13 protein-coding genes are annotated in these 12,617 nt (G+C 43.3%); 9 read left to right on the top strand and 4 right to left on the bottom strand.

What is annotated here, in order from left to right; genetic code table 11:
- Positions 1-32: 32 nt before the first annotated feature.
- The 5 genes from UH38_RS14765 to UH38_RS14750 all read left to right on the top strand — a co-directional run bounded on the left by UH38_RS14765 (position 33) and on the right by UH38_RS14750 (position 3,622).
- Positions 33-920 (top strand): bile acid:sodium symporter family protein, encoded by an 888-nt coding sequence (locus UH38_RS14765; RefSeq protein ID WP_045055428.1) that lies wholly within the window; start codon positions 33-35, stop codon positions 918-920.
- Positions 921-1,064: 144 nt separating this feature from the next.
- Entirely contained in the window at positions 1,065-1,190 is a 126-nt protein-coding gene (locus UH38_RS27910; RefSeq protein ID WP_268748891.1) for a hypothetical protein, read from the top strand.
- A gap of 138 nt (positions 1,191-1,328) precedes the next feature.
- Positions 1,329-1,583: a hypothetical protein gene (locus UH38_RS14760; RefSeq protein WP_045055427.1), complete on the top strand. Its 255-nt coding sequence runs from the start codon at positions 1,329-1,331 to the stop codon at positions 1,581-1,583.
- 421 nt (positions 1,584-2,004) lie between these two features.
- Complete coding sequence (locus UH38_RS14755; protein WP_045055426.1) at positions 2,005-3,054, top strand: S-layer homology domain-containing protein; 1,050 nt, start codon at positions 2,005-2,007, stop codon at positions 3,052-3,054.
- Positions 3,055-3,064: 10 nt separating this feature from the next.
- Complete coding sequence (locus UH38_RS14750; protein WP_045055479.1) at positions 3,065-3,622, top strand: VOC family protein; 558 nt, start codon at positions 3,065-3,067, stop codon at positions 3,620-3,622.
- Between the two features lie 135 nt (positions 3,623-3,757).
- On the opposite strand, the gene UH38_RS14745 is transcribed toward UH38_RS14750, so the two are convergent.
- Positions 3,758-4,612: an SDR family oxidoreductase gene (locus UH38_RS14745; protein WP_045055425.1), complete on the bottom strand. Its 855-nt coding sequence runs from the start codon at positions 4,610-4,612 to the stop codon at positions 3,758-3,760.
- An 86-nt stretch (positions 4,613-4,698) separates the two neighbouring features.
- Here UH38_RS14745 and UH38_RS14740 point away from each other — a divergent pair, with 86 nt between their 5' ends.
- Positions 4,699-5,322 carry a TetR/AcrR family transcriptional regulator gene (locus UH38_RS14740; protein ID WP_045055424.1) on the top strand — a complete coding sequence of 208 codons (624 nt, stop codon included), beginning with the start codon at positions 4,699-4,701 and terminating at the stop codon, positions 5,320-5,322.
- A gap of 90 nt (positions 5,323-5,412) precedes the next feature.
- Here the strand turns inward: UH38_RS14740 and UH38_RS25440 are convergent, their stop codons facing one another.
- Positions 5,413-6,057: a WecB/TagA/CpsF family glycosyltransferase gene (locus tag UH38_RS25440; protein ID WP_200892447.1), complete on the bottom strand. Its 645-nt coding sequence runs from the start codon at positions 6,055-6,057 to the stop codon at positions 5,413-5,415.
- Between the two features lie 201 nt (positions 6,058-6,258).
- Positions 6,259-9,786, bottom strand: coding sequence for a methionine synthase (gene metH / locus UH38_RS14730; RefSeq protein WP_045055423.1), 3,528 nt, complete (start codon positions 9,784-9,786; stop codon positions 6,259-6,261).
- Between the two features lie 94 nt (positions 9,787-9,880).
- Here metH and UH38_RS14725 point away from each other — a divergent pair, with 94 nt between their 5' ends.
- Both UH38_RS14725 and UH38_RS14720 read left to right on the top strand, forming a co-directional pair.
- On the top strand, positions 9,881-10,546 hold the full coding sequence (locus tag UH38_RS14725) for a Uma2 family endonuclease (protein WP_045055422.1): 666 nt from the start codon (positions 9,881-9,883) through the stop codon (positions 10,544-10,546).
- A 31-nt stretch (positions 10,547-10,577) separates the two neighbouring features.
- Positions 10,578-11,363: a class I SAM-dependent methyltransferase gene (locus tag UH38_RS14720; protein WP_045055421.1), complete on the top strand. Its 786-nt coding sequence runs from the start codon at positions 10,578-10,580 to the stop codon at positions 11,361-11,363.
- A gap of 30 nt (positions 11,364-11,393) precedes the next feature.
- Here UH38_RS14720 and UH38_RS14715 read toward each other — a convergent pair whose 3' ends face one another.
- Positions 11,394-11,558 carry a metallothionein gene (locus UH38_RS14715; RefSeq protein WP_045055420.1) on the bottom strand — a complete coding sequence of 55 codons (165 nt, stop codon included), beginning with the start codon at positions 11,556-11,558 and terminating at the stop codon, positions 11,394-11,396.
- 142 nt (positions 11,559-11,700) lie between these two features.
- Here UH38_RS14715 and UH38_RS14710 point away from each other — a divergent pair, with 142 nt between their 5' ends.
- A complete protein-coding gene (locus tag UH38_RS14710; RefSeq protein ID WP_045055419.1) occupies positions 11,701-12,582 on the top strand; it encodes an SDR family oxidoreductase in 882 nt (293 codons plus the stop codon).
- The last annotated feature ends 35 nt before the right edge of the window (positions 12,583-12,617 follow it).

Genomic DNA, 12,617 nt, shown 5'->3' with positions numbered 1-12,617 from the left:
CTGAAGCTGCATCAAGAAGTGAGTCTAACACAATGACTATTGAAGAATTTTTTCAAACACTAGCTAAACTCAGCACGCTGATCTTTGTTATCACGAGTATGGCTGGGTTAGGGCTGAGTCTAACCGTATCGGAAATTCTGACTCCATTGAAAGATGGTAAACTGGTGTTTCGAGTGCTGCTGGCAAACTTTGTGCTGGTTCCGTTCCTGGGGTTCCTGCTGACGCGGATCGTTTCCCTAGAGCAGTCCCTTAGCGCTGGATTGCTTTTGCTTGCTTGTGCTTCAGGCGCACCCTTTTTGACCAAACTCGTGCAGCTTGCAAAAGGCGATGCCGGATTAGGGTTGGGAATGATGGTGCTATTAATGGTGACAACAATTGTGTATGTTCCCATCGTGTTACCGTGGCTGCTGCCAGGGATATCTGTCAATGCTTTCGCGATCGCCAAGTCTCTAGTTCTTTTGATGTTGATTCCTCTTGCGATCGCATTATTTATCAAATCCCGTTATCCAGACGCGGCTGAGTCTCTGCAAGGTGTGATGTCACAAGCCTCTAATACCAGTTTGATTGCTCTATTTGTGCTGATGTTAGTGTTGAATTTTCAAACTATCCTTGCCACGATCGGTACTGGCGCGATCGCGACTATGCTTGTATTTATTGTGGGTACTTTTGCGATCGGCTACCTACTTGCACCGTATTCAACGGCTCGATCCGTCATGGGATTGGGGACGGCTCAACGTAATATTTCTGCTGCGCTGGTAGTTGCTACAGAGAACTTCAGCGATAATCCCAATGTGCTGACCATGATTGTCGTGGGGAGCTTGCTCATGCTGGGGATTCTTTTACCTACTGCTGGAGAGTTAGGTAAGCGTAAATCTACAACAGAATCTTCTCAGACAGCAGGTGTCACTTCTCGCAGGTAGGGCTACAAATCGAAACGTGCTAAGTGCTGAGAAAAAAGGTTGTGTGGTGTGACGCTCGCTTTGCCCTTAAACATACCTGCTTTGCTAGGTTATTGCATATAGAGATGAGTGTAAGTAAATTCATAATACTAAGGGGTTCAATTGATGTTAACTGGCAAAAATCGGTTCACTTCCTCTGGTTTAACTGCTAAAAATAAGCGTCGAAAAACTGCTATAGTTATAAAAACAGGTTTAGGCAATCGAATTAGCGATCGCAAATTTACTAGCTAACAAGACTCCAAGCCAATCAACTGAAATAGCTGTTTCAATACATACTTTTGCTTGTTGTTTAGGTTGTGTAGTTAAACATGAAATATTTGTAATAACTGCTCAAATTCCCTACAATACTAACAAAAAAAGGTTTTAACTATGAATGATTTGAAATTGTCTGAAATTATCAGTATTAGTATTCTTGTATTAAGTACAGCACTTTTAGTTTTCACTTTGTCTGCTTGCACAACAACACCAGTAACAACTATTCCACCAACTACAGTTGCGCCCAGGGTTGTTTATACTGCTGGCAGTTTTTATTGGGGCTTGTTGGGCTTACTTGGTTTACTGGAGTTAGGAGGATTAAGTGGCGTAATAAAGCGGAGAAATAGGGATACTGATATTTGTTATTAGAGATATTTGAGCAGACATAATTTTATTTCTATTGAAGCGATCGCTACTAGCTACTGTGTCAATGCCATGAGTTATACACGAGTTTTCCACTATTCGGGCTTATCTTCAAAATATAATCAGTTCAATCCTCGATTCTACTCTACTTTCACTGCCTCTTTAAATTTATTTTTGAATAAATTTAAGTCATTAATAAAATATTATTTATGGAGAAGAATAGATGTTGTACTAACCAAACTTGTCAAAACTTGAATTATTAATTGATATACTAAAGGTTGTGCGACTGCCTAGAAACTGATGCATAAGTTCTACTGGCGAGTGCCACTTTTACAACTAGCTCAATATGGATTACGCCTATGTGTAAAACATAGGTTTTACAAACGCCGTCGCATTTCCACTTACAAAACTCTTGAGGTAATTTTTCATGTCTAATTCTTTTTGTTTGAATAGAGGAAGCGCAGCATTGCTAGCCATAGGAATGTCAGCAAGTGCAGTTGTTTCCTTCAGCATTTCTGCTCCAGCCCTAGCGCAAAATAACTTTCCTGATGTTGATGCTAATTATTGGGCGCAACCGTTCATTGAGCGTTTAGCTGCACAACATATTATCTCTGGCTATCCAGATGGGACATTTCGACCTGAACAGGCTTTAGATCGCGATGAATTTGCCGCACTGATCCGAGACGCATTTAACCAGAACCAAGTGCGGCAGATACCAAGTGGCAGTGTATTTAAAGATGTTCCTAGTGGTTATTGGGCGGCTTCTGCCATTGAGGAAGCCTATGAAACAGGATTTATGAGAGGCTTTCCTGGTGGCTTATTTCAGCCACGTGAGGAAGTTTCTCGCGTTCAAGCATTAGTTTCACTAGCCAATGGTCTGAATTTATCATCAGGTAGTCCACAAGCAACTACAAGCACTACTACATCAGGTAGTCCACAAGCAACTACAAGCACTACTACATCAGGCAGTCCACAAGCAACTGCAAGCACTACTACAAATCAAGCAGTTACTCCAGCAACCACACCTAGAGTAGCTAGAAAACAAAAATTTATTCCCCTAGCAATTGTTTCTTTGATGGAGCCACTACTACTAGCTTCCGCGAACGCTCAAGCTGCGATTCCTAGTGGTTCGAGCGCACCATTAGCTGGTAACCAAGCTGTGTCTCCAAGTTCAAACTCATCTACACCAAGCGAACAAAATGTAGCTGCTAAAAGTTCTCTAGCATCTGTTGTCAGCAAATATTATACAGATGTAGAGCAAATTCCTCAGTATGCAATTGATGATGTAGCCGCAGCAACTAAGGCAAACATTGTCGTCAACTATCCAAATGTGAAAGTGCTTAATCCTAATGAGCCACTTAGTCGTGGCGCTGCTGCTGCTATTATCCATCAAACCTTAGTTCATCAGGGTAAATTGCCACCCCTTCCTAGCACTGTTGAATCCTCTAACTATATTGTTGGTCTTCCTACTAAATAAATTAATGCTTATGAATCAAACTAATGAAGTTTTCCGTCCTATAGATCCAAAGGTGCGAATCGGTCATGTGCATCTGAAAGTGGCTGATATTGAACGCGCGCTCGATTTCTACTGCGGCGTTCTCGGCTTTGAGCTAACGCAGCGTTTGGGCGATAGTGCAGCGTTTATTGCGGCGGGCGGGTATCATCATCACATTGCGTTGAACACTTGGGAAAGTCTCGGCGGCGAGCCTCCGCCATTTGGCACGACAGGGCTTTATCATCTCGCAATTCTTTATCCAAATCGTGCTACGCTCGCCGACGCATTGTGCCGTTTAATTCGGGCAAACATTCCGCTCGAAGGCGCGAGCGACCATGGCGTAAGTGAATCGCTTTATCTGCGCGATCCAGATGATAACGGAGTGGAATTGTATTGTGACCGTCCGCAAGATGAATGGACGTACACGGAGGATGGAAAGTTGGCAATGTACACGCGGCAACTTAACTTGAGAAATTTACTTAATGAAACTGCGACGGGAAGCCAGATAGAATCTCCGTCACAACCGGAGAGCGAGTTGAGAGACCCATAGCATATCCGAGAGCGCAACACAACAAGCTATTGGAGTGGAGGGTAGTGCATCAATCGAGTTTATGAGAGAGTTGATGGCTGCATTGAAGCAAGCTGATATTGTAGATCGATCTTGAAAGTTTGTCTTTACCGACATCTATGAGCTAAACATCTGTGCGTAGTCGCGGGCAAATGTCTCAAAACTACGCGGCGCTTTTCCAGTCACATCCTGCACGCTGGGGGCGATCGCTGATGCTTCACCACGCCGATAATGAGCATAGTCTTCAATCAGCCCCTCTGCTTGCCAAGCTGGGAGAACGCTCAATAATGTATCTAGCATAGTTTCAGGCGTAATATCGACAAAGGTTATCTGACGACCTGTTGCATGGGAAATGTATTGTGCCATTTCAGTATGCGAAAGCGCCTGCGGACCTGTAAGATCGTAGGTCTTCCCCTCATGCCCAGATGCAGTTAAGGTAGCTACGGCGACCTCTGCAATGTCACGTACGTCAACGGCGCTCACCTTAGCATCGCCAATAGCAGCATAAAAAGCGTTTTTAGTTGCGATCGCCCTGCGAAAGTTTAACAAGCTTTGCATAAACAAATTCGGGCGCAAAAAAGTATATGCCATCCCCGACGCTCGAATCGCCGCTTCGACTGCTGCATGGTAGCGCAAAAAGCGCACTGGTGAATTGGTATTAGCAGCATACTGAGATAGTTTGACAATGTGGGCAACGCCGCTTTGCTTTGCTAGCTCTACGAAAGCCATTTGTTGCGCCTGGGCGCGTTCTGATGAGTTGGTGACTAAAAAGGCTCGTTCTACACCATTTAAGGCAGCAAGCAGCGTTTCGGGGCGATCGAAGTCAGCCTCGACAACTGCAACGTTTGGGGCGGCGATCGCACTAGCCTGTTGGCGATCGCGCACCATTGCCCGCACCGGAATGTTTTGTGCTGCAAGTAGTTTGACAATTTCTGAGCCATTATTGCCTGTTGCACCAGTTACTAAAATCATTCACTGTTTCCCCTAATGCGAGCTATAACTCGTATAATATGAGCTATTAATCGCATTTTCAACTCGCATTTGAGAACGCCAAGATCGTGCCATCAACAGTCCCAACAAACCCCCGTAAACTACCGCAGCAAGACCGCTCCAAAGTCACAGTAGAGGCAATTTTAATCGCCACCGCTCGCATTTTGATTGAGGAAGGCTATGACAAGGCAAGTACAAATCGCATTGCCGAACGTGCAGGTATTAGTATTGGCTCGTTGTATCAGTATTTTCCCAATAAAGAATCGCTAATTGCCGCACTGCGCGATCGCCATGTCAGCAGTATGATGGAAACGATTGAATCTAAGCTCACAGACTTAGATAATGCTCCCATTGAAGTAGTTTTGCCTGAATTAGTTCGAGCTAATATTGCGGCTCATGCAATCGAGCCAGTATTACACAAAGTTCTGCACGAGCAAGTACCTAGACTCAATGAGACAGAGAGTGAAAACCGCATGACTAAGTTGTTGCAAAATTACTTAGCCAAGCAGTGCGATCGCATCCAACTAAAAAACCTGGACTGTATAGTATTTGTTATCGAGAGAACGATCGAAGCGCTGACTCACGCTGCAGTAATTGAACGTCCTAAATTACTGCAAGATAGACAAATCGAGCAGGAAATTAGCCAAATGTTACTACATTATCTCGAACAGAAACTTGCTCCTTTACCCTGAGATTTGCCATCACCAAGCGCTGAAATTGGAAAAGTTGAGAGTGCTGATTAATACTAGACCTTTATTGCATCTACGCGATCGATGGATAATTTACATCTTACTCTTTTCTTGGGCTTTGCTACCTCCTCCAAGTTGAAAAGTAAAGTTACAGGAAGTTATCTCGCGCAACACGTAGTAGATAAATTGTAAATTCGTTATTAGGTAGCGTTTCCCAAGTCTTTGGGGTTCCTGGAGTAGTCGAAAGAGCCACTCTAACCCAACTTTTTGCATCCATAGCGACGCTCGTCGTTTCTTGCCTGTAATCACATCAAAACCACCACCAACCCCAATAGCCAAGTTCACACCCAAGTCTGACCAATGTTCTGCTAGAAAAAACTCTTGCTGAGGTACTCCCATCCCGACAAGAAGAATCTGAGCGCCGCTTTGGCGGATAGTCCGTACGCGCTCCAGGGCTTCAGCATAGCCTGATGTTTCGCGGTAGGACGATCGCCATCCGCCCTTAAGCGAATAGCCCCAACTCACACCGTTGTCAGGGCTAACAGTGTGAGCTAGCTTGAGCCAGTTAATAGCTGCCGCTAAATGCTCTTGGAGATTGCTAACAACTTGAGGTCTAAAAAACACGTCTTTAGCAATCCTCTTGGCAAAACAATTTAGCAAGCCAGCTTGCATGGTGTCTGCAGATCCATCAGAGCTTATGGTTCTGCCATTGGTTATATCAACTTTACGTGCAAACACTTCATATTTAACTTGAGTTAATTTTTAACACCAAATTATACATTAATTTGGTTATTTAAATAACAATTAAAACTGTGCAATTGACCAAAATAATTTGTAATTGAAGTTTGTAATTACGAATTACGAATTAGTAATTACGAATTGCCGCCTTGCGGCAAGACATTCCCCCGACTCCACGATGTGTTAAGTCGGGGTAAAATGTCACGCACTAAAATACTTAGCTACTGGGTGATAAGCGATAATTGCTGTAGTCGATTGTTCGGGATAGAGTTGTTCGCTTTCATCCATCTGTAGACCAATGCGATCGCTTGCCAATAACTCCAACAACTTATACTGATCTTGAATATTCGGACAAGCTGGATAGCCAAAGCTGTAACGACTCCCGCGATAGCGTTGCGCTAATATATCGCGGATATTATTTGGATCTTCGTTGCCAAAACCTAGTTCCTGGCGAATCCGTGCGTGTAGCCATTCAGCTAAAGCTTCTGCTACCGATACCGCTAACCCGTGAAAGTAGAGATAATCTGTATATTGATGTGCTTCAAACAAGGATTTTGCAAACGTAGTTGCAACTTCTCCTACTGTCACCGCTTGCATGGGGAATACATCAATTACACCCGATTCTACAGGCGCAAAGAAATCAGCAATACATAGGCGGCGCAGCGACTTTTGGCGGGGAAACTCAAATGTTGCTATCTTTCGCTCGTGGTTATTTGGCTCGTATATATACAGCGAATTGCCTTCAGATTGACAAGGGAAATAGCCATAAATTACTTGCGGCTGTAATAGGTTTTCGGCAACTACGCGCTGCTTCCACTGCTCCAAAACTGGGTAAACCTTAGCATCTAAAAACGCTTTATAATCTTCAGCAGATTGGTCTTTAGGCTTGCGGAACTGCCATTGTCCAGCTATTAAAGCTTGCAAGTCTAGATAGCTAAATACCTCTTCTAAAGAGATATCATCGTCTTGTAATAGCTTAGTTCCCCAAAATGGCGGCGTAGGGCGTGCAATATTTAAGGCTACTGCTTCCGAACGGCGCGTGTCTACTGGTTCTGCTGCAGTGACAACTTCTACTACCTCTTGGGGCTGTCTATGTCCGTTTTCTATTACTTCAACACTATCATCTGCTAAACCATCTAAAAAGCCAGTGCGATCGCTCCATTTATTTTCCGACTTAGCAGGCATCAATTTATCCATGAAATGCAAGTCAGAAAAGGCATCTTTACCGTAAATTACCTGACCGTTGTATGTATTTTGACAATCATCGCTGACAAACTTAGGAGTTAGCGCCGCACCGCCTAATATAACTGGTACTGTAATACCGCGATCGTTAAATACCTGCAAGTTTTCTTTCATAAATGCAGTAGATTTAACTAACAAGCCGCTCATGGCAATACAATCAGCTTTGTGCTGTTCGTAAGCCTCAATGATGTTATCTACTGGCTGCTTGATGCCCAAATTAACTACTTTGTAGCCGTTATTTGACAAGATAATATCTACTAGGTTCTTGCCAATATCGTGAACGTCGCCTTTGACAGTTGCAATTACTACTGTTCCTTTAGCACTATTATCGCTGTCGCTCTTCTCCATAAACGGTTCTAAATAGGCTACAGCAGCCTTCATCGTTTCGGCTGATTGCAGTACAAAAGGTAGTTGCATTTGCCCCGAACCAAATAATTCACCGACAACTTTCATGCCATCCAGCAAGAAGACGTTGATAATTTCTAACGGCGGGTACTTCTCTAAAGCTACTTTTAGCTGTTCTTCTAGCCCAATCCTTTCCCCATCGATGATGTGACGCTTTAGGCGTTCTTCTACAGGTAAAGATTCATCTTCTGTGCGATCGCGTTTTGTTGTCGCTCCCTCAAATAATGTAGTCAATTCTGCCAAAGGATCGTATACGCAGATATCCCCTTCAAACTTGCGTTCGTCAAAAATCAACTGACGGCAAACTTCTTGCTGCTTGTCTTCAATCCGCGCTAAGGGCAATATTTTACTGGCACTGACAATAGCTGCATCCATTCCCGCTTCCATCGCATAGTGCAGAAACATAGAATTTAGCACTACTCGCGCCGCCGGATTCAAACCAAAGGAAACGTTAGAAACACCTAAAATAACGTGACATCCAGGCAATTCTTGCCTAATGCGCTTAATAGCTGCAATCGTGGCGCTACCATTTGCTCTATCTTCTTCAATCCCTGTAGAAATCGGTAAAGCTAAAGTATCAAAGAATATTTCGTTAGGAGATATGCCATATTCTACAGCTTGACGATAGGCACGTTGGGCGATCGCAAACTTTTTATCGGCAGTTCGCGCCATTCCATCCTCGTCAATCGTCCCAATTACAACACCTGCACCATACTTTTTCGCCAATTCCAACACTTGCAAAAATCGCGGTTCGCCATCTTCGTAGTTAGTCGAGTTTAAAAGACACTTTCCGCCAGCAACTTTTAACCCCGCTTCCATCTTTTCCCATTCGGTGGAATCTAGCATTAGGGGTAAGGTGACGTTAGTTACTAGCCGCGATACCAATTGGTGCATATCGCGCACGCCATCGCGCCCGACATAATCGACGTTGACATCTAATATATGCGCTCCTTCTTTTACTTGTGCCTTACCCATTGCCACAAGTCCATCCCAATCTTCAGCATTGAGTAAATCGCGGCACTTTTTAGAACCAGAGGCATTTAACCTTTCGCCGACAATCAAAAATGAATTATCTTGCTCGTATGGTTGGGCGCTATATATAGATGCTGCTGCTGGTTCGTACTCAAACGCACGTTGTTTGGGCTGTAAAGTTGTGCCTATTTCTGCTAATTGTTGAATGTGATCTGGTCTTGTACCGCAACAACCACCAATTACCTGCACGCCCAAATCTTCAATAAAGTGCATCAACGCCATTTTTAGTTCTATGGGCGTGAGTTTGTAATGTGCGTGACCGCCAATGTTTTCGGGTAAACCAGCATTGGGGATGCAAGATACTACAAAAGGCGAGTGCTGCGATAAATACTTGATATGTTCAGCCATGCGATCGGGTCCGGTCGCACAGTTTAGCCCTAAAATGTCGATGGGATAAGGTTCTAAAATTGTCAGTACAGCGCTTATTTCTGTACCTACAAGCATCGTCCCCATTACTTCCATCGTTACCGACACCATTAAGGGTTTTCTTTCGCCCTTGCGCTGGAAAACTTGCTCGATCCCATTTAACGCTGCTTTAATTTGCAGCACATCTTGACAAGTCTCGACGATAAATAAATCTACACCGCCGTCATATAGTCCTTCTGCTTGTTCGGCAAAAGCTGCTTCCAATGTATCAAAATCAATATGCCCTAAAGTGGGCAATTTAGTTCCAGGTCCCATCGAACCCGCTACAAATCGGGGTTTTTCGGTTGTAGAAAATTCCGCAGCGACGCTTTTTGCAAGTTCTGCTGCTGTTTTATTTAGTTCGTATGCTCGCTCGGCAAGGTCGTACTCTGCAAGTACAATCGATGTACCGCCAAATGTATCAGTTTCAATGACATCTGCACCCGCAGCCAAAAAGTCATGATGCACCTTTTTAACTGCTTCTGGCTTAGTATAGACCAAATATTCGTTACAGCCCTCATACTCCGCCCCGCCGAAGTCTGCGGCAGTTAAGTTCTGCGTTTGCAAAGATGTACCCATCGCCCCATCAAATACAATAACTGGGCAACTTTTACTATGCAGGCGAGAAAGAAAGGGACTATTCATATAATTGGCGAGTGTATAAGGATTTAAGCTAGGCTTTGGATAATTAACTTATTATATTCTGCAAAATTTATAGTTTTTTACTGCACATAAGATAATGAATGCAATTAGCGCGATCGCACCTACCCCTAACCCCCAAATTGCTGTAGAACGATTAGTAGTGTTGGAGGGTGTTAGCTGGCAGACTTTTAAAGCATTACTTGCAGATATTGGCGGTAGTCGTGTTTCTAGAGTTGCTTATGACCGAGGAGTGTTAGAGATAAGAATGCCGCTGACAGAACATGAAGAATCTAAAAGGCTGATAGAAAGCTTTATTGAGGTAATAGTTGATGAGCTAGAAATTGAGGCAAGAAGCCTTGGTGCTTTGTTACTAAAACGAGAAGATTTAACTCGCGCTATCGAGCCTGATAGTTGCTTTTACATTCAAAATGAATCTAGAGTTAGGGGAAAAAAAATTCAACTGCCAGACGATCCGCCACCGGATTTAGCTATAGAGGCAGACTATACCAGTTCTTCGCTAGATAAATTTAACATTTATGCATCTATTGGCGTTCCCGAACTATGGCGCTACCGCCAGCAAACTTTAGAAGTGTATCAACTTGTGGGTGAGAACTACGAGCGATCGCAAACAAGTATAGCTTTTCCCTTTCTCCCCATCGCTGAAGTTCCAACATTTATCGAGCAAAGCAAGACAACTGGACAAAGAGCAGCAGTACGTTTATTTCGCCAACGCATTCAAGGAATTCTCCAAAATGCTAGTTAATTTTGACTGCGATCGCTAAAAGAATAAGTATATGTCTGTATATGACTCAATTGGTCAAAGTTACTCCAATTCTCGAATTCCCGATCCTCGGATAGTTAAGCAGATACTAAATTTATTACAACTAAAACCAGGTAGTACGATCGCGGATATCGGTGCTGGTACTGGTGGCTATAGTAAGAGTCTTGCTAATTGTGGCTATCAGATTTACGCTATTGAGCCATCTTTAGTAATGCGATCGCAATCTCAACCCCATGCACAAGTACAATGGTTTACTGGATGTGCAGAAGACATACCTTTACCAACTGCATCGGTAGATGCTGCAATCAGTGTTTTAGCTACTCATCATTTTTCTAATCTGGAGCAGGCATTTAGAGAAATGCATAGAATTACTAGGAAGGGTGCAATTGTTATTTTTACCATCGACCCTAGATTTGCTAACAAATTCTGGTTCGCTGATTATTTCCCCTCTCTTTGGCAAGATACATTTCGCTTTTTTCCACCATTGAGCAATATTTCAGAACTTATCGGTGCAACTACTCAAAGAAGCGTTGAGGTGTCTACCTTAATGTTGCCTCCTAACTTATCAGATTTATTTGTTGCTGCGCTCTGGCGACGACCAGAAATGTATCTAAGTTCTGTAGTTCGTGCAGGTATGTCAGCTTTTGCTTTAGCAGAGCCTTCTGTAGTTGAGTTGGGAGTTAGACAACTTGCTGAAGACTTAACTAGCGGTCAATGGCAAGCTAAATATGGAGATATAAAAAACCTTACAGAATTTGATGCTGGCTACCGTTTTTTGCGTGCAAAGAGCGATCGCTAACTGCACTAGCCAGCACCATATTACCTGCAACTAACCGCAATCGCAACCTGCATGACCGCAGCCTTTACCGTCTGGGTGTCCTTGGGCGCAAGCTTCGCTACAGTATGTTTTACCATCTTTTTGTACTGCTTCTGTTTCGGAAACTGGGCAGTGGCAAGATTCACAAGCACATTGAGTTTGGGTTGCAGTAGTCATTAGTTTGTTCCTTACAAGAATAAAAAGAATGCGATGTATGAACAGGCATTCATGCATATATAGATATAGTTTAACCTATTTGCCGATAAAACTTCTGAGCCTAGCCGATAAAATATAGCTGGAGTGAGGAGGTTATTTAGAGATGTTTTTAGTTACAGGCGCAACTGGGGATATAGGCAAAAGAGTTGTCCGCAAATTACGCAAAGAAGAAACACCTGTGCGCTCTTTTGTGCGCCTAAGTTCTCGCTACGGCGAATTAGAACACCGAGGTAGTGAAATATTCATTGGCGATTTAAGAGAGCAAAGGGATATTGATAAAGCGTGTCAAGGCGTGAAATACATAATTAGCGCTCATGGTAGCGGTGGTGATGCTTTAGCTTTAGACTACCGCGCTAACATCGAACTAATAGATCGCGCCAAAGATGTTGGAGTTGAGCATTTTGTGTTTATTTCCGTACTGGGAGCCGATCGCGGTTATGAAGATGCACCAGTATTTAAGGCAAAACGAGAAGTCGAAAAATACTTGCAATCTAGTGGTTTAAACTATACTATTTTGCGTCCGGCAGGTCTTGCTTCTAATTTGTTGCCTTTGGCAGAAAGGTTTGAGCAAACAGGGATTTATTTATTGGTAGGCGATCGCCAAAGTCGCACTTCTATTATTAGTACAGACGATTTAGCATTAATGGCTGTAGATGCTGTTAGTAATGCTGATGCTCGCAACCAGATTTTTGCAGTTGGCGGACCTGAAGTTTTGAAACGAGAGGATATTCCGCAGATTTTTAGTCGCGTGTATAAACGAGAACCTGTTATTATTAACCCGCCTTTAGCTGTAGTTGATGGCTTACGTACGGCGATTGGTTTATTTAACGCCGATGCACAAAAAGCTATAGGAACTTTTCGCACTTTGCTAGATAACGAGTTTTTCTGTACGCCAGCAGAGATCGAACGCTTAGAGTCAGTATATAAAATTAAGTTAGAGACACTAGAAAGTTTTATCAAGCGTTACGTGGGAAGCGCAGATTAAGTTAACGTGCAGCAGCCTTTCAACTCAAAACTCAA

Source organism: Aliterella atlantica CENA595, assembly GCF_000952155.1.
In the GTDB taxonomy this organism is placed as follows: domain Bacteria; phylum Cyanobacteriota; class Cyanobacteriia; order Cyanobacteriales; family Chroococcidiopsidaceae; genus Aliterella; species Aliterella atlantica.
Note: the sequence above shows the minus strand (reverse complement) of the source record. Positions and strands in the feature narration are given on the sequence as shown.